This window comes from Vibrio sp. VB16 (assembly GCF_015594925.2).
GTDB lineage: Bacteria > Pseudomonadota > Gammaproteobacteria > Enterobacterales > Vibrionaceae > Vibrio.
Map to the genome: position 1 here is coordinate 62774 of NZ_CP087591.1, position 17939 is coordinate 80712.

The 17939-nt window shown below is 38.6% G+C and carries 20 protein-coding genes; 10 read left to right on the forward strand and 10 right to left on the reverse strand.

Annotated elements, in window-relative coordinates; translation table 11 throughout:
- The first annotated feature begins 121 nt into the window (after positions 1-121).
- Positions 122-376 carry a YgjV family protein gene (locus IUZ65_RS16920; RefSeq protein WP_195705218.1) on the forward strand — a complete coding sequence of 85 codons (255 nt, stop codon included), beginning with the start codon at positions 122-124 and terminating at the stop codon, positions 374-376.
- A gap of 79 nt (positions 377-455) precedes the next feature.
- Here the strand turns inward: IUZ65_RS16920 and IUZ65_RS16925 are convergent, their stop codons facing one another.
- Positions 456-923 carry a TetR family transcriptional regulator gene (locus IUZ65_RS16925; RefSeq protein WP_195705219.1) on the reverse strand — a complete coding sequence of 156 codons (468 nt, stop codon included), beginning with the start codon at positions 921-923 and terminating at the stop codon, positions 456-458.
- Positions 924-1179: 256 nt separating this feature from the next.
- On the opposite strand from IUZ65_RS16925, the gene IUZ65_RS16930 reads away from it, so the two are divergent.
- Together IUZ65_RS16930 and IUZ65_RS16935 are read left to right on the forward strand one after the other, a co-directional pair.
- The gene (locus IUZ65_RS16930) at positions 1180-1491 is read left to right on the forward strand and encodes a YfcZ/YiiS family protein (protein WP_195705220.1); all 312 of its coding nucleotides are present in this window, start codon (positions 1180-1182) and stop codon (positions 1489-1491) included.
- Positions 1492-1594: 103 nt separating this feature from the next.
- Positions 1595-2200: a hypothetical protein gene (locus tag IUZ65_RS16935; RefSeq protein ID WP_195705221.1), complete on the forward strand. Its 606-nt coding sequence runs from the start codon at positions 1595-1597 to the stop codon at positions 2198-2200.
- A 92-nt stretch (positions 2201-2292) separates the two neighbouring features.
- Here the strand turns inward: IUZ65_RS16935 and IUZ65_RS16940 are convergent, their stop codons facing one another.
- Positions 2293-3399 (reverse strand): 1-acyl-sn-glycerol-3-phosphate acyltransferase, encoded by a 1107-nt coding sequence (locus tag IUZ65_RS16940; RefSeq protein WP_195705222.1) that lies wholly within the window; start codon positions 3397-3399, stop codon positions 2293-2295.
- Between the two features lie 237 nt (positions 3400-3636).
- Here IUZ65_RS16940 and IUZ65_RS16945 point away from each other — a divergent pair, with 237 nt between their 5' ends.
- Entirely contained in the window at positions 3637-4245 is a 609-nt protein-coding gene (locus tag IUZ65_RS16945; RefSeq protein ID WP_195705223.1) for an AraC family transcriptional regulator, read from the forward strand.
- 127 nt (positions 4246-4372) lie between these two features.
- Here the strand turns inward: IUZ65_RS16945 and IUZ65_RS16950 are convergent, their stop codons facing one another.
- Positions 4373-4906 (reverse strand): nicotinate-nicotinamide nucleotide adenylyltransferase, encoded by a 534-nt coding sequence (locus IUZ65_RS16950; protein ID WP_195705224.1) that lies wholly within the window; start codon positions 4904-4906, stop codon positions 4373-4375.
- Positions 4907-4989: 83 nt separating this feature from the next.
- Here IUZ65_RS16950 and nadE point away from each other — a divergent pair, with 83 nt between their 5' ends.
- Both nadE and IUZ65_RS16960 read left to right on the forward strand, forming a co-directional pair.
- The gene (gene nadE / locus IUZ65_RS16955; protein WP_195705225.1) at positions 4990-5820 is read left to right on the forward strand and encodes an ammonia-dependent NAD(+) synthetase; all 831 of its coding nucleotides are present in this window, start codon (positions 4990-4992) and stop codon (positions 5818-5820) included.
- 163 nt (positions 5821-5983) lie between these two features.
- Entirely contained in the window at positions 5984-6319 is a 336-nt protein-coding gene (locus IUZ65_RS16960) for a hypothetical protein (RefSeq protein ID WP_195705226.1), read from the forward strand.
- On the opposite strand, the gene IUZ65_RS16965 is transcribed toward IUZ65_RS16960, so the two are convergent.
- Positions 6316-8154: a hybrid-cluster NAD(P)-dependent oxidoreductase gene (locus IUZ65_RS16965; protein WP_195706406.1), complete on the reverse strand. Its 1839-nt coding sequence runs from the start codon at positions 8152-8154 to the stop codon at positions 6316-6318. The two genes, IUZ65_RS16960 and IUZ65_RS16965, sit on opposite strands and share 4 nt — an antisense overlap.
- Positions 8155-8362: 208 nt before the next feature.
- On the opposite strand from IUZ65_RS16965, the gene pyrC reads away from it, so the two are divergent.
- Positions 8363-9391: a dihydroorotase gene (gene pyrC / locus IUZ65_RS16970; RefSeq protein ID WP_195705227.1), complete on the forward strand. Its 1029-nt coding sequence runs from the start codon at positions 8363-8365 to the stop codon at positions 9389-9391.
- 62 nt (positions 9392-9453) lie between these two features.
- Here the strand turns inward: pyrC and IUZ65_RS16975 are convergent, their stop codons facing one another.
- Positions 9454-10242, reverse strand: a complete 789-nt coding sequence (locus IUZ65_RS16975) for an AraC family transcriptional regulator (protein WP_195706407.1) — start codon at positions 10240-10242, stop codon at positions 9454-9456.
- Between the two features lie 487 nt (positions 10243-10729).
- Here IUZ65_RS16975 and IUZ65_RS16980 point away from each other — a divergent pair, with 487 nt between their 5' ends.
- Together IUZ65_RS16980 and IUZ65_RS16985 are read left to right on the forward strand one after the other, a co-directional pair.
- Positions 10730-11656 (forward strand): porin, encoded by a 927-nt coding sequence (locus tag IUZ65_RS16980; protein ID WP_195705228.1) that lies wholly within the window; start codon positions 10730-10732, stop codon positions 11654-11656.
- A gap of 220 nt (positions 11657-11876) precedes the next feature.
- Positions 11877-12446 carry a glutaredoxin family protein gene (locus IUZ65_RS16985; protein ID WP_195705229.1) on the forward strand — a complete coding sequence of 190 codons (570 nt, stop codon included), beginning with the start codon at positions 11877-11879 and terminating at the stop codon, positions 12444-12446.
- Positions 12447-12517: 71 nt separating this feature from the next.
- Here IUZ65_RS16985 and IUZ65_RS23435 read toward each other — a convergent pair whose 3' ends face one another.
- The gene (locus tag IUZ65_RS23435) at positions 12518-12652 is read right to left on the reverse strand and encodes a hypothetical protein (RefSeq protein ID WP_269213846.1); all 135 of its coding nucleotides are present in this window, start codon (positions 12650-12652) and stop codon (positions 12518-12520) included.
- A gap of 201 nt (positions 12653-12853) precedes the next feature.
- Between IUZ65_RS23435 and IUZ65_RS16990 the strand changes: the two genes are divergently transcribed.
- Positions 12854-13720, forward strand: a complete 867-nt coding sequence (locus tag IUZ65_RS16990; RefSeq protein WP_195705230.1) for a patatin-like phospholipase family protein — start codon at positions 12854-12856, stop codon at positions 13718-13720.
- Here IUZ65_RS16990 and IUZ65_RS16995 read toward each other — a convergent pair.
- The 4 genes from IUZ65_RS16995 to IUZ65_RS17010 all read right to left on the reverse strand — a co-directional run bounded on the left by IUZ65_RS16995 (position 13707) and on the right by IUZ65_RS17010 (position 17871).
- Positions 13707-14096 (reverse strand): YbaN family protein, encoded by a 390-nt coding sequence (locus tag IUZ65_RS16995; RefSeq protein ID WP_331275677.1) that lies wholly within the window; start codon positions 14094-14096, stop codon positions 13707-13709. The two genes, IUZ65_RS16990 and IUZ65_RS16995, sit on opposite strands and share 14 nt — an antisense overlap.
- Positions 14097-14442: 346 nt before the next feature.
- Positions 14443-15177, reverse strand: a complete 735-nt coding sequence (locus tag IUZ65_RS17000) for a hypothetical protein (protein WP_195705231.1) — start codon at positions 15175-15177, stop codon at positions 14443-14445.
- 413 nt (positions 15178-15590) lie between these two features.
- A complete protein-coding gene (locus IUZ65_RS17005) occupies positions 15591-17102 on the reverse strand; it encodes an EAL domain-containing response regulator (RefSeq protein ID WP_195705232.1) in 1512 nt (503 codons plus the stop codon).
- Entirely contained in the window at positions 17086-17871 is a 786-nt protein-coding gene (locus tag IUZ65_RS17010; protein ID WP_195705233.1) for a helix-turn-helix domain-containing protein, read from the reverse strand. Before IUZ65_RS17010 ends, IUZ65_RS17005 begins: the two co-directional genes overlap by 17 nt.
- Between the last annotated feature and the right edge of the window lie 68 nt (positions 17872-17939).

Here is a 17939-nt window from a genome sequence, read left to right on the forward strand (position 1 = left end):
GTACCTGATATATTCAGCGCCAATTAACAAGTAGAACCATTCGAGGCACGGAGCTTCCTCGTATATCTCACGAAGAGAAGAATTGGTACCGAATTATCGGCATTCAAATGAGGATTTAATAATGGAATTTAATATGATTGAAATTATGGGTTACGTCGCTTCTATAATGGTTGCTATTTCATTAACAATGAAAGACATCGTGAAATTACGCGTTCTAAACTTTGTTGGTTGTACATTTTTTGTAATTTACGGTGTAATGATTGGGGCAATGCCCGTTGTGGCGACCAATGCTTTTATTGCTTGCGTAAACGTTTATTTCCTTTTCAAGATGTATCAAGAAAAAAAATTAAACGTAATGGATGCGATAAAGGTCTAACTGACCACTGTCATATATAGTCATATGACGAATGAACTATCCCGACTCATTGACGAGTTGGGATAGTATATCTCTTAACTCACGCCTTAAAACTTATCTCAACCAGCGACTTCCCAATAAGCCACTCCAACTCTCGTTTACTTTCGCTGCCATATTTATTATTTAGCAGATTATATAGCCAATCAATACCTTCCTGTACCGATTTTTCACCATTTTCAAAAGCAACAATATGATGAAATATAATACGAAGAATCGATTTGAATTCAGGCCGACCTAGAGACTTCAACCAACTTTCAGAAAAATTTTCCAATTTATCATCTAGGTCTAAATGAGACACTAACATCCCATATATGCGCGCATTTAGCGCCAACATAAAATCTTGCTTCTTAGGGAAGTGATGACTGATCCCTGTCCTTGAAAGCCCCGTCTGTTGACTTAAAGTCGTGTAGGTCATTTTGTCGTAACCCAACCTCAGCAACTGATCGGCAACAGCGTCTAAAATTCTCTCGATAGTAACTTTCGTTTCAGCTTTACTTCTTTTTGGCATAGATCACCTCTTTTAACGACGTCATTAATTATTCAACGATCAATAAAATGGCGATAATAGATATAGCCATTCGTACTATTTGAGGTACATTAAATGGTTTTACCGAATAGATGATTGGCATCCATAAACTATTGCTATTCAACTTTGCTAATAGGTCTTTATTCATCTCGATCTTGCACTAATCAGGTCATATTTTTCTGGTTATCTATCAAGTAGCTAATGTAGTATAGAGCGACTTTAAGTAAGAGGAATTGTTATGACCAAAGATACAAATGGTATTGATCCAGAAAATGAACTTTGTGAAGCGTGTGGTGTTACTGCTGAAGTAGGGTTTATCATTGGAGAAGGTGACGAAGTTGCTGACGTATCTATATTCGCTCAGTCCAAACAGCTTCTACAAACCGAACTCGATAAATACATAGCATTAGCAAAAGACGTATGCGCAAATGTTGAGTATGATTCGAGCCCAATTGCTGACGATGCGAAAGAGTTACATGTACAGTTTAAATTTGAAGTAAGTGCTGAAAAGCTGATATTTGAACTCAAGTCTCGTTCGATCAGCCGCTAACTCTCAAGTAGAAACGAGCTGATATCGTTAGCTCGTTTCGTCACCACGTCTTCAGTTTTTCAGATCTGTGCCGATAGATAACAAAATCATTAAGAAATTGCCCATGTATTTTAATAAAACATTACTCACTCTTTGTTGCTTGATTCTACCCTCAGCTTCTATTGCTACACCGCTTGGCGAGTATGAAATACTGAATCATTTGGACAGTTACGGTAACCTATATCTTCGAAACAAGCCTTATACTTCTTTACCATCTGGTTTGGTCGTGAAGGGGAATCTAAATGTGTCGAAAACAAGCATAGAAAGACTCCCGCAGGGCCTAGTTGTAAATGGTAATTTAGATGCTTCAAACAGCACACTTAAGCAGATTCGAAGAGGCACTAAAATTAGAGGCTATGCCAATTTTCTTGGCACGGCTATCGAAGCATGGCCAGTTGGTATTAAAGTAGGCGGCTATATTAACTTTACTGATACCCAACTGAATTCTTTGCCACCCAAATTGAGTGTGAATGGTGATTTGAGTGTTATTCGTACGCCATTAACAGAATTGCCCAATGAAATCATAGTAAAGGGTGACCTGTACATTGGTGGCTCTAAGATAGTCGCATTTCCAGAAACAATGACGGTTGATGGCAATATATTTCTCGGTGGTAATGTCATTAAAACATGGCCGAAGAATCTCACCCTAGGTGGGGCAGTCGCTAGATAACCCAAAGCGGACCTAATTGATATGGTTTTTTCAACGACCAGTCAAAAATCATATTGCATTTGAAAGTTAAAAGGAGCATAACGCTCCTTTTATTACCCTTTATTATGGACCGGGTTAGCGTACATATTGGTCAATACCTCTTTCGCTCCATCTGATAATTGGTCTAATTTGGCATTGAAATCTTGTTTAACTTTATCTGTTATAGAATCGTTTTCAATACCCGCAGCATAAAGATTAACCGGATAAAGCGTATACAACTGACTTATCTGCTTATCTATTTCGAGGGCAAGCTCTTCAGGCTTATCAAATTCTTTCTCTATAACACGACCAAAACAAACCGATACCCTGCCCTTATAACCGACGATACCTTTGACGATACTCTCAATATCTTCGAATTCAGTTTTTTCATAACTTCCATTATTCCGTTTTTCATCTAGCTCTCTAGCTTTGTCTAAATCGCATGGATCATTCTCATATGAGATCGCAACCGGAACAATATTTAGCGACTTAATATATTCGCCAAATCCCACCTTTCTTTTACGGCCTTCCACATGAAACATCTTAAGTATTGCAGGCTCAGTGATATCATTTCCGTCCTTAGCTCGACCTTCTCGTTGAGCAATCCAGATAGAATTCCCAGTTTCTAGTGAGTTCTTAATATAAGAAGAAAGTAAACCCAGCGCTTTCAACAACTCTCTTGGTGCCTTAATAGAACGCTTTACAATAAAACTCTTATTAAGCCTCATCAGCTCCGTCGCACATGGTTTTTTAAGTAGGTTGTCTCCCGTCGCTATCCTGACTGTCTTGTGCTTACTATTATATAAACCATAATTGATGAGAGCTGGATCCATCGCGATGTCTCTGTGGTTTGACACAAATAAATAGGGGATATCGCTATCTAAACTGTCAAGTCCCTCAAAAGCCACACCATCGGTTGTTTTTCGAAGGGTATTCGCAAGATACTTTTCAACCTCCAATTGCACATCGGCTACCGTTTTTAGTTTACCCCATTTCGTTTTTAGAGTGACCTTCACAAACGGAGAGAGAAGCGTCTTTAGCCACACAGGCTTGGTTGCAAAACGATGATTAATAATGGCACTGACAAACTCTTGGTCACAAATCAAACGATCAATAGCGCCACTAATTTCTGAATCATTGTATGGTCGAATTTCTTGGTAAACATCTTTTTCAGAATTCATATTTTTCTTCATTATTTTAAAATCGGGCTAATTCTACGCACTCTTTAACTTATATTCAGCATTAGTATTGGCATTTAATCATGGTCCGACCAGAGTATGTATTGATAATTACTCATTATGAGTGATACAGCAACTAACCTGAACCCGAGATTGCATCATTAGGTTAGCTCTAGAGCTAACTATATTGGCTTTATGCCAAATAACAGGTAACCTAGCGGCGAATTATTCGAGGCCACTATGAACTACTCTATTCAGTTTGAAAACATCGCTCATCCTTACATCACTATTTCATCACGAAGAAAGACCTTAAAACACTCGCTGATGACCGTCATTAAAGGCACGATTTTGATAAAGGTGGGCAAGAATGAATACGCCGTAGAGCCAGGGCAATATTTTTGGATTCCTGCTGATTGCTTAGTCTCAACGACCTTTTTTGCGTTGTCTACCGTTTCAACTATTGCATTTTCTCAACGACTTGCCGACTCATTTACGAATAAAGTTGGCTTTGTTGAAGCAAGTACTATCACAGAGAATGCATTTAGCTTACTGGCAGGTTCGTCTCTCGACAACGATTACCATCAAGTTTTGCTGCAGGTCGTTCGTCATGAGATAAAAAATAACAAACCTCAATTACTAATGAGTCAACTCAGCCAGCAATTTAACGCTTGGACACCAGACAATAACACGGGGCTAGATGCCGAAATCCATTTTTCATTAAAACTAAGAGAAGCACGAAAACGCGTGCTTTCTGGAAAGAAACCCGATCAGGTTGCATTAGAACTATTTGATGTTTCGCAACAAGAGTTTGCTGGCTTGTGTAAATTTGGTTTTGGAGCCTCCCTTTAGCATCGTTTGATACCAGTCTAGCGAGACGAAGAAGCGAACCGTTCGAGACATCCATGTGCGAACACATTTCGCCTGGCCAGTTATTTAGTGGCGCTGGTATGACAGCAAAATAACTTCGGAAAATACATTAATATACGTTGTTTTCTAAAAGGTATTTCTCAACTGAAAATGTCGTCAATTTTTCCACGGATTTTTTGTTTCTAAGATTGTCTCTAATAAATGTACTTCTAATGTTTAGTTTTTCCGGGCACACAGTCACCGACCAACGCGTCAGTATTTCTTTGTAGCGCACAAACTTATCAAAACTTATGAAGTTATCAGGCCCCATAATGAAAGTAAGTTCAGCGTTAGCGTAGTGCTTTTCTAATGCCGACAATACCGCAAATGTTGTCACACTCTGTTCCGGTTGGTACAGCTCTTTTTCTACCTTGGAAATCTCTATTTTTTTCGAATTCAAATCTTTGACAAAGAGCTCAACTAATTTGCAACGTAGTTCGTAATCCAACATTTCCTTACCCCAAGCGTGCGAGATACTTGGAACTAAGATAACCTTGTCGAAATGACTCAACGAATCAATGACGCTCTTATGACCTAAGCTCGGAGGATTAAATGCGCTCCCAAACACGGCAATTTTAGTTTTGTTCTCTATTTTTAACGACATAAGATAGATTTTCACTGTTTTTAATGGTGAGTAATTAGGTATGATATTACCTGTTGATATATTTTGTAGGAAAAGGAACCCAAATGGAACATCAAATTCGTGAAGAGATGCGCGTATTAGCTTCTATCGACCCTGATTTTGAGATTAATCGCCGAGTCGAATTCATTAAAGACAAACTAACCGAATCCGGTTGTAAATCGCTAGTATTAGGTATTAGCGGCGGTATTGACTCAACAACTTGTGGCCGTCTCGCTCAACTTGCCGTTATTGGTTTGAATGAAGCATCCTCAACCAACGAATACCAGTTCATTGCGGTTCGTCTTCCCTATGGCGAACAGAAAGATGAAGAGGAAGCACAGCTTGCCCTTTCCTTTATAGAACCAAGCTACTCGGTTTCTGTCAATATTAAAACAGGTGTTGATGGTATCCACGCCGCCACTGGTGAAGCACTACAAGAAGCGGGTATTCTCCCTGACGACGACGCTAAACACGATTTTGTAAAAGGTAACGTTAAAGCCCGAGCACGTATGGTCGCTCAATACGAAATTGCCGGTTACGTTGGCGGATTGGTAATAGGTACCGATCACTCGGCGGAAAACATAACGGGCTTCTACACAAAGTTTGGCGATGGCGCTTGTGATTTAGCACCTTTGTTTGGTTTGAGTAAACGCCAAGTCAGACAACTCGCTAATACACTAGGTGCCCCTAATGTATTAGTGAATAAAACACCAACCGCGGATCTAGAAGAGCTGTCTCCTCAAAAAGCGGACGAAGATGCACTGCATCTCACTTACGATCAGATCGACGATTTTTTAGAAGGCAAAGAAGTATCTGTAGATGTAGCGAATAGAATAGTCGCGACCTACAAAGCCACTCAGCATAAAAGAAAAGCAATACCAACCATTTACGACTGAGTTATTGATAATAGAAACGGTCCCTAATTATAGAAAGAATCAGCGAGTAAAAGCATCCATGAAAGCCAATAGAGCTTTTACTTTCTGATTGTATCTTCAGCGAAGGGTTGTCACCGATGACCTATTGATTCAACCCTAACCATTAGAATAAACACCATTAAATATGCGAAATCAAACACCATTACAACTTCATTCATTGTCTCAACTCAAACCTGGTAGTCAGGTAGAAAGCATGGTATCAGGCGATAAATTTGTCATATTGGCAAACTACGGATCGCGCGCAATCGCTATCGAAAGTATTACTTTGGTCACGGTTAACGACCATGCACATAAGGATTGGTTCTGCGCATCCAGCAATGAGCCATTGAACAAACTCAAAGTGGGCAATATTATTACTAATAAACAAACCTACGTCATCACCCATGTGTCTGACTACATACTTCATGCCAATCGTAGTGTTGAAATCACCAATCCAAAAGAGTACTTACTTTTAGATTAGCTTGAGAGTTCGACATCTGTTGTTGGGACACTACAACAGGCAAGTACCTTGCCGTTCGCAGCAGCATCTTTCGTTAATGCAGGCACGTCTTCTTGATCAACTTGGCCAGATTTTAGTTCTAACATACAGGCCCCACACAAGCCCGCTCGACAACTATTAGCTATATATAAACCCTGTTTTTCTGCTTGCTGCAGAATAGACGATTGATTGTCACCCTGAAACTCTTTTCCGTTTAGGCTCAATGTCACAAGTTTGGTTTCCTTTGGCCTGTTTTCGACATTCACACCAAACGATTCTTGATGATAGTTCGTTTCAGGTAACCCCATTTTAAGTAACAGGTGTTTTGCTTTATTCATAAAAGGTTTCGGTCCACACACGAAAGCTTGTCGCAACTGTACGTCCGGGATATGTTTTATATGAGACAACGCTAAGCGACCTTTCACACCTTCCCACTCTTCATGCGCCTGACTCAAAGAAATAACCATCTTAAAACCAGGAAATCGAGCGTGGAATGTATCGAGTTCATCTCTAAAAGGTATATCGTCTATCGTGCTGCATTGATGAAAGAACACCGTATCATTGAGTTGATTGTGATCTGCCAAAAATCTCAGCATAGATATCATAGGGGTAACACCACTCCCAGCAGACAAGAGCAAAAGAGGCTGGTCTGCCCTGTCTTGCAAATGGAAGCTACCAGATGGACTTTCCGCTGTTAATACTTCCCCTACCTGCATATTGTCGGATAAATAATTAGACACCTTACCTCCATTCACCCGTTTTACCGATATAGCATACCGCCCTAGCCGACTCGGGCTAGACGAAAGGGTATAAAAACGGGCGTACGATTCACCATTAGCTTCGACCTCTATTGGTAGGTACTGACCAGGGGAATAATTGGGCAATACACCATGGGTTGGTTCTAGCCAATAGGTCACAAAGTCTTTCGCTACTTCTTCGATTTCAACACAGGTTAATCGCAGGCTTTCATTCTCTTTACTCTTTGTAAATCCTTTATCAAGGTAAACCTCTTTTTGCTTGTACTCTACCACTTCTATAGGGTCACCAACCTGTATAGTCCCTTCGTTTAGCGCGACTAAGTTTTGCCCAAAATAGATCTCTCCTTTCTCACAAGATCGAAAGTTACTCAGTGTTTTTAGCGGTTCTTTATTGGCTTTATAGCTTCCTGTCTCTGTATCAACAGTGGTAAGAATGCATCTTTGACAGGGCTTCCTTATCTCAAACTCAACGTCACCTATCTTAATTCGTTTCCAGCTATCTTCTATAAAGGCTTCATCCCCAGAGACAACAATATTAGGTCTGAATTGTGCCATATCATGGCTATCCGTACTTCTTTCGTTTAACGCAGCCAGAGATGCTTCGCTAATAACCAATAGTGGATAACCATCAGCAAAACTAACACTATGTCCAAATTTTTCCCTTAATCGTTTCGACTCCTCCCCTGTATAAAGTAACTGCACAGGTCGCCCTAAAACTGAACTAAACCAACGATTCGCAGATTCAGTCGTCGAAAAAGCAGTGAAAACATCATTCCAAACATTCGTTTTTACTTGTTCCATCTCGAATTCAGTCATCGACAGTTTAAAAGGCACAGTGTTGTCAAAACTCAACCACATGCCGTTGGGTGTTAGGTTGGCTTTTACTCTCACTAATTGAGGATAAGCTCTAGCCGTAATCATCACGCCCTCTTGATCGGCTAACATATATCGGCGATCAAACATAATTCCTTGTTTTTCAACCCATGAAGTAGATAGACTGATACCTTTAATTGACTTAATAGGGTAGATATTGATTTGGGAAAGAAGGGGTAAAGACAAATTAGACATCGGATTTCCTTATAGGTTTTTTGCTTGCATCGTGACAAATTGCGCAAACGTTTTCTTTTAAAACCATTTACTCATAAAAATTTGATGAAATACAACACTTTTTCTAATATTATCCCGACGCCATAACTTTTCTAATTCATTGTTCTAGTTCAGTAGCGGCATCGATACTTATCAGTTATAAAAGTGGAGCAAACTAATCATGACTACTCTAACCATTACTCGTCCAGACGACTGGCATGTCCACTTACGTGATGGTGCTGTTTTAGCAGATACCGTTCGCGACATAAGCCGGTACAACGGGCGTGCGATCATAATGCCCAATACTATTCCACCAATTACCAACACTGAACTGGCAATGGCTTATTACGCTCGAATCAATGAACATGTAACGTGTGACCATTTTAAGCCATTAATGACGCTCTACTTAACAGATAACACCACACCAAAAGATATTATAGATGCAAAAGCGTCAGGTAAAATCGTCGCTGCAAAACTTTACCCTGCAGGAGCCACCACCAACTCGGACTCTGGGGTTACGTCGATAAAAGCACTTTACCCCGTTCTTGAAGCGATGGAAAAAGTTGGAATGTTGCTGTTAATTCATGGCGAAGTGACCACGGAAGAAATCGATATTTTTGACCGAGAAAAAATATTTTTGGATACGATCCTTGCACCTATAGTGGAGAAATTTACGACACTGAAGGTCGTTGCTGAACATATTACAACCTCTGAAGCCGTGGAATTTGTTAACAATGCACGAGATAATGTAGCCGCTACGATCACAGCGCATCACCTACTGTTCAATCGCAATCATATGCTTGTCGGCGGCATACGCCCTCATCTATTTTGTCTGCCTATTCTTAAGCGAAACATTCACCAGAAAGCACTAATAGAAGCGGCAACCAGTGGTAACAAAAAATTCTTTATTGGCACCGATTCTGCGCCACATTCACAAGACAAAAAAGAGAACAGCTGCGGCTGTGCTGGTTCATACACCGCTCATGCCGCTATAGAGTTATACGCCGAGGTTTTTGAAAAAGAAAACAGGTTGGAAAACTTAGAAGCGTTTGCTAGTCACAACGGGCCTGAGTTTTACGGCATACCTAGGAATAGTGACAAAATCACTTTAATCAAAGAAAGCTGGTGTGTAGACAAAACGATGCCTTTTGGAACAGACAGTGTTGTACCTATCCGTGCGGATGAAGAGATACACTGGAAAGTTAAGTAAAGCGCTCGTTTTATATGTATTTATGGCTCCTAAAAAGATGAGCCATAACTACTACCACAACCTTAGGCCAGCCTAGTTTTGTACTGATCAGGGGTCTCACTGGCGTATTTTTTAAACATCGCTATAAAAGGACTCGCTTGATGATAACCCAATGTCAACGCAACCTCTTTCACTGACATCCCTGATTTCAACAACGTCATTGAATGTAGATACTTTGACCTTATTCGCCATTCTGTAAAGCTCATGCCCAACTCTATTTGACAGTATCTTGCGAGCGTACGCTCTGTAGTGTGCACCCGACTAGCCCATTCATTGAGTGACGTAGCATCCGTAGGATTTTGTTCCAGTGTAGATAATATCGGCTGTAGTAACTTATGATGGCTATTGGGTAAAAAATGGCTTTGTTCTTCACTAAGATACAGCTGATCCAACAGCACATTAACTAACCTTTGATCTGGAATGGAGCTTGCCACATTGATCGAACGAATTCTAAAGTCCTCAATAATTGCGGAAACAATCGGCGTAAGGCTAACTAAACAAGTATGGCTTGGCATATATTGCGATTTGCTTGATTCAATATTAATTGAACAGTAACGCAGGGGCCTTCGATTAAAGCTGTGATGCATGGCTCCAGCTGGAACCCAAACGGCTAAGTGCGGAGGCGCAATAAATCGAGTTTTTTCGGCTACAATCTCTAACGAACCTCCAGTAACAACCTGTAATTGGCCCCATTTATGTGCGTGTAGTCGAGTCTCAGTATTTTCTCTAAATGCATCGAAGTTCATAAAAACATCCGATGGAGGCTGATTTATTGTCAATGATGGGTGTATATATGGCGAGTTTTTCAAAATCAGTTTCTGATAGAATAAAAAGTACTTTATCATCCACCTCCTCCAGAAAGAAAGCAAGTGAGAGAACCGTCAAGCACTTCGTACATTGATATAGCGATGAATCGAGTCATCGACTCTTAAAGTTTATGAAAGTTCTTATTCTCGAGATCATTTCACATAAACAACAATTTAATCACACACTGTTTCCAACTGAATAATCAAACCCTTGAAGACTCCCCTTTCATTTTGCGTTTTCATCAATGCCGACTATAGTTGCTGTCTACAATCGCTCGCCGTCATTAAGCCTAATCCTAGGTGCCCACGTTTAATAAATATTTTGGACAAATCTCTCCCCTTAGACATAAATTTAAGTGAAGAATTCAATAAAAATTATAAAGGCCAGTAGTTAAAAAAACTAAGTGCCGAAAAAGCTGCAATTCCATGGTTTAGATTATTCGAAAATGTTTGAGGGACGAATACCCAATATTTTCTACATAGGATATGTCAGATGAAAATTTCAATATTAGCAACCACTATAGTCACAACGTTGGTCTCCGGATCTTCTTTGGCAGCAACGGTATACGAAAGCGATACTAACGAGTTAATGATAGGGGGGCGTGCAGAAGCCCGGTTTAACATTTCAGACAACAACAAAACAGCATCTTCTAGCACCTTCGACGATAAATCACGCGCTCGTATTAACGTCGTTGGTAGAACCCAAATAAGCGAGTCATTAGAAGGGTTTGGTAAATACGAAGCAGAATTTGATACTAGCGATTCAAGTACCATTAATAATCGTTATGTTTTTGCCGGAATAGGTTCGACCGCAGGCGACTTTTCTTATGGTAAGCAAGACTCTGCACAAGTAATGTTGACCGACATTACCGATACTATGGCCACATTTGGTGCCGACGCCGCGGACCTTACTGATGGAAACAAAGACAAGCGCGAAGCCAACTTCTTATACGCGGGTCATTTTGCCGATTTCACATTAAAAGCCAATTACTTAGCGGCTCAAAAAGCAGATGATAGCGATGAGAGCTTCGGTGTTGCAGGCATCTATTCACTAGAGTCCATTGATCTAGGTGCCGGTTTCGTTTCTACGGATGACGATTATCAAATCAACTTCGTAGGTAACCTAACGATTGTTGATTTTACATTTGGTGCATTTTTGGCTTTTGGCGAGGCAGCCGATGATGATGCCACTGCATTCGAAATGTCGGCAATGTACACAATGGGAAAAATGGTATTTATAGGCGTATACAATAAAAGCGAATTCGATGCAGCTAGTAAAAAATCAAGTGAAGCTGATAACATCGCAATTGAGGGTGTATACAAATTCAACGCTAATTTAAGAACCTACGCAGGATACAAATTTGAGCAGATGGACAACCTAGACAACCAACTACAAGCTGGCATCCGTTACGATTTCTAATCCGTAACAACAAGGGGATTGTAGTTAGATCCAATAATAAGTTTGGTCCTAACTGCATCGTCCCCTACTACAAACCAAATGCAGATATATTGAGCGAATAATAAAATTGAATTTATATTAATACTTTATTGATATGATCAGTATTTTCGGCTCAATGAAATTTTTTTTACTTTGCCCCTTTCTTATCTAATAGGCAAGATTAGTGAAGGAAAATAATTGTATGGTACAGCCGGTAAAAATTACGTTATATCGTTGGGGTGGGAAATGGGGGCCATTCAGTGTCAAGATCCCCTGTGGCGAATGCACCTTAACCAAAGATATACTTAGCGATACGTTTGCAAATGAGCTGAAAGATGTGCCGGTAGAACTAGAAGTAAAAGACTGGCTTTCTCATTGGTGGGAACCACTTAAACTAGGGGCATGGCATGCGCCGATACTTGTTGTAGAGGGAAAAGTCATCAGCCAAGGTGAAGCCCTTAACCGTGGTGTGCTCGTTCAATCAGTAATAAATCAGTGGAGTCAACGCGACGAACTGAAAGGAAATATTGTATTTGGAAAAGCAACGTGCCCATACTGCGTGAAAGCAAAACAGATGCTCGATGACGCTGAAATCGAATACAATTATTTTGATGTTGTCAAAGACAGTGCAGCACTTTACCGAATGATTCCCGAAGTTAAAGCGATCATTGGGGCAAAAACGCCAGTCACCGTGCCTCAGATATGGCTAGATAGCCAATATGTCGGTGGAGCAGATCGTTTAGAAGCAGCATTAGACGAAACAAAACTCTAATGTTATAAGTAACTCTGTTTGGTTTTTGGATAAAGATAGATGCCCCTAAGTACTAATGTGAGGGGCACTTTTTATTTAATCATTCGTTTAATCAACGCTTTAATGCGAGATTTTCTTTTAGGTTCCGACTTACCGTAAATCGCTTCTTCTACCATCTGCTTAGCGATAATTTGACTCAAATATGCCGCGCCTAGATCATGTCCCATTGTATATTCCTCTATTGGTTTAAAAATGTAATTAACTTACTTTATAGTGTGATACTAATCACATTAATGGCAAATTGCAAGAATTTGATCTAATTTTTGGTAATTTAATTACATAAAGCTATTTACTGGTCGCTATATTATTCGCCTATCTCACAGAGGTGAGTGTATAGTTGACACATTACATCAGATAGGTAGACATTTATGACAAAGACAGTATCTCTTGTCCTAGGTAGCGGTGGAGCAAGAGGATTAACTCATATAGGCGTCATTCATTGGTTAATAGAAAATAATTACAAAATTCAATCTATAGCTGGGTGTTCTGCTGGTGCACTTATTGGTGGGATATACGCGGCAGGAAAGCTTGACCCATTCGTAGAGTGGGTAACGGCTATCGACAAAGTATCAATGGCAAAACTGCTCGATATTTCCTGGCAATCCAGTGGCCTGTTTAAAGGTGACCGAATTATTAATACACTGGTCGAACTTATCGGTGATACCCAAATTGAAGATCTTGATATCAAGTTTACTGCGATCGCTGCAAATGTACGTGAAGAAAAAGAAGTATGGTTGAACTCTGGTCCTCTTTTTGATGCGATAAGAGCTTCTATTTCTCTACCACTTTTTTTTACACCGTTTGAGATAGATGGAGAATCGTTGATAGATGGTGGCGTACTTAATCCTGTACCAATCGCGCCGACATTTGGAGACAAAACCGACTTAACCTTAGCAGTTAATCTAGGCGGTGACATAATTAAACTGCCGGAAAATGTCGAGGTTATTCCTAGCCAAGGCAAGGGGTCTATCCAACAAAAAATAAGCCACTATGTCGACAAATTACAGGATTCCGTCATTGGTTCAATTAATATCAATTTCGAGGCCTACGACATTGCAAACCAAGCCTTTGACGCAATGCAAAGCACTATTGCACGACAAAAACTAGCGGCCTACCCACCGGATAAAACAATAGAAATCCCTCAAAACATCTGTGGAACATTTGAATTTGATCGCGCAGAAGAGATGATTCAGTACGGTTATGATGCTGCGAAAAAGGCGTTTAGTGAGAACTAGACCTAATATTCGTCGATTGAAAGGTCTTATAACGGACAATCACCCAAGTCTCAATGAGTAGGATAATACTTAATAACACTTGCAACTCGACTCGCTCCAACAGGAAAACAATTGTCGTCACGATAGACATCCAACTGTAGAGCAGAATTTTCTTCTTTTCAGTTACTGTTAGGCCCTGCTTACGTTTAATTCGAGTAACAGTGGGGCCAAGGTACCTGTTATTTTGTAACCAAATCTGAAAGCGAGGTGAACTCTTACTAAAGCAGACCATAGCAAGCAGAATAAACGGTACGGTAGGAAGGATGGGAAGAAATACCCCCAAAAACCCGAGCCCAGTCGCCAACCATCCAATAAAAATCAAACACCACTTTTTCAAATTGATAAACCGATTAAGAGAAACACCTCCATTTTATTACGAATAGTTCCCATTAACAATTGATTAGTTCAGACAATGTAAAAATAAGAATGTAGAAAATGGGTTTACCCTAATTAAGTACGCTTTTCTTCTAAACGGCATATCATTAGTAGGTATCCGATTAACTCTAAAAAAAACCTATCCGAATTGGATAGGTGGAATAAGAGGTCCTAAATAATCACATCGCCAATGAGGCAAAGGTATTATTAATAGATATTGCTATCGATTTAATAGCATCGCCTGTTATATTTTAATTTTTTATGTTGACTCATAGTCGTCAGACAGAGTTTATACACGTGTGCAAACGCTACAGCTCGATACCATGATGATAACAAGATGCCAAACTAAAATAAGTTTTGTTATAAAGCACATCTGAATAGGACAAGACGTTAATGTACATATTCTCTTTTCTGGCTAATGTTTTAAAACCAATTGACTTCACAAATTTATTTAGTGGAGAATTTCTATTCGTTGACTTGTAAATGATACCATCAATAGTTTTTTTGATAAGAAGAGACATGAAAAATCCGATAATATTCAGTAATAGAACCGAATTAGCACAATAGAGCGACTCAATGACCATATATTTATCGCCTTTAGTCAGGGAATCATTTTCGAATCTAAATGAAATGAGTGCGATTGGAATATCGCAATTTTTTTCAACAAAACAATAGCTAACAGTACCACCATTAACGACTTCTCGTTTTTCCAGTTTCGCTACGTTACAACTATGGGATGAAAAATCCCAATAATTATCCACTATTAATTTTTTAACTAAGTAACCCTGCAACTCTTTTTGCGAAACTGTCATCATTTCCGTGTCAACCAGTTGCGAAAAATCATGACCTAAGCTACTAATTACTTCTATCTGTCTTCTGTGACTTGGAACAATAACATTGTTTTCCCAACGGCTAATGGACACCGTATCAATCCCTGACTCTCCGCCTGTCGATTCTTCAACAAGACTCACCATCTCATTTTGAGTTATACAATTAAAATCCCTTAACTTTCTAATTAATTTACCAAAATTGAAAATTTTCATCTAAGTCCCATGCATTAAATGCTTCATAATTCATGCGTCTTAATTTACTCATTTACAAGAATATCAAATATAGGAATTTTCTGATGTTCGTGGTCGTATTTTCTGTATTTACAATATTTAACATCATAATTACTTGCTGGCAAATAATTACAAATAATAACATTGCTTTGCCAATACCATCACCCTGATAGGAGGATATAATTAATTAAAAACTTGAGGTACTACTATGATTAGCTCACGTAAAATTGACAACTTGATCGTTCAAATTGATAATCTGGATAAATATGAAATCAAGCACATTGAAGAGTATATAACAAAAAAACTTGGAACTATCAATAATCTATATGTTGAAAATTCCAAGCTAACTGACGCAGAATTAGAGTTCATTAGAAGTTTGTTAAAAACCCAATAAATCATATTATCCTTTTTAGCAATGAACCATTGAAGTAATTGAGGTATTTTTTCAACCTGACAATATGCAATTGCTCGCCAGTATTACTATATAATTCAATAAATTTGAGACCTTCGTTCAATCCCGCTGTTTTTAATATCCCTTTAACCTGGTGAACAAATTCCTCTCGTTCAAATTCAACCTCTCTTGCTAGATGTTTATCCAGCACTTCAACGGCATTCACATGAAAATAGTTATATATATCTAAAAAACTTTCAGAACTCATGTCACCCAGTAATAATGAAATTCGATTCTTGAAGAAATGAGTAAAAATACTTTCTATTTCAGACATCGGTTTTGGCATGGAATGATAATAGCCTTGCGCTTCATGAAAACCGACAAACTTAAGAAAATCATTGGTGTCTTTGTCTTCAACGCCTTCTGCAACAACCTTACATCCTTTGTCTTTGATATAATGGAGTATTGAGACAACCAACTCTTTTTCTTTTTCGTTATTCCGTATTTTTGCTATTAAATTTAAATCTATCTTAACTTCGTCAAATGGTATGCGATCTACTCGATCTAAATTGGAGTAACCTTTGCCAAAGTCGTCTAGTGAAAATCGAACACCAAGTAATTTTAATTGTGCAATATTAAAATACAGTTTGCTGTTTTCGATTTGAGAATCTTCTGTTAACTCGATAGTAACAAACCCAACATCGACATTGTGAGCTTTTGCTAGTCTATCAAATTTATTGACGAAATCCTTATGGCCAAGTACATCAGGGTCAACATTGACGGAGAGGTTATGGTAGGCTCCTACTTCGATACTATTCTCTAGAAACCTGAATATTTTTTCGATTACTAGCCAATTAAAAGCGAGCTTTTTGTCCAATGTATTAATGTAATGGAGGAAGTTACTGGGTTCAATGATGCCTAATTGCTCGTCGTACAAACGACTCAAGACTTCATAACCAGAGATATAACCACCCTCTTGTATATTGATTTTTGGCTGAACATATAAAATTAGATCTGATTCAAGCTTTGTTATAATATCAGAGCCTTGGTCTTTAGGAGCATATTTAATAGGGTCATAGTATTTTTTTGTTTTGTCTTCCAACAAAAATGTCAAAATATCCTGCTTGATATCAGAAATTCTATCGATCACAAAATCTGGTGTATCTTTAGGAATAAAACCGACCAGCCGTATATCCATATCGCTAATAGACTGCATAACGAAACTGATAAACTCACTGTCTAATGAACTCACGATATATACGGGAATATCAGATAATCCGTTCTGCTCCAAATAATTTAATACGGTTATTCCATCTCCATCTTCCATCTTCATATCTAAGAGTATCAGCCCTATTGAATCAGACTCAATTTTTAGCAAGTCAATAGCTCGATTTCCACTTATGGACTTCTTGATGTTCGCCTCTTTTGGTACGATATCCCTCAAGGCTATTTCTAGAATATCTTGGAAAAAATATTGATCTTCTACAATTAGTATATCTTTACATTTTTTTGACATTTAATTCACCCTGAAAACCGACTAAAATTGAACAATAAAATAATTCTTTATTATACAGCGCATCATAATAAGTCAAAACTAATGACGTTCTGTCTTGTTTCTCTTTATGCATTTTAAACCCAACTGCTCTTAAAAACCTTTTCAGGTTGGACTTTTTGTTTTTGCTCGAAAAACCGATCATGCTGATTTTTTTTATTAATAACTGTCTTGTTACCAAGCCTAGCATGTGTGGTAATATTTTATTTGACAAGCAAAACATTGAGCTTATTTGTAAGCATTTTTCACTACTATTATCGTTGACTGATGAGTTTTTTACTTTATCTAGTGAATGCCAAAAATCATTTTCAGAGAGATATTTATATGTTATTTGCCCCAGAGGTATACCTTTTTTGTCTGTATACAATATGCAATACAGAATATTACCTTTCTCATCTTTTGACTTGATTTCTTTATATATGACATTTTCCAACTGAATATTTTCAGTATTTTCCCATACATTTGATTTTTCGATTATTTTGGGCCTGAACTTATGGGTCAGTAAATCTTCATTGGCTGAAACAACATCGAAATAACACTTATTAGCACCTTGAAATACTTCGATCTGGCGCCGGTGCGTAGGTACTACGACCCAGTTTTCCCAACGACTTATAGTTACTACATCCAACCCAACTAGCTTATTATCCTTTCTCGTTACCAGATCAACCAACTCATTTTGACTTAAATAGTTTGATGTACGAAACCTTTTTAAAAGCCTACCAAAATCTATCATTATTAATCAGCCGCATAAAAATTTAATCTAAAATAATAGGCTCATTCTACGCTTGATAATACCATTGG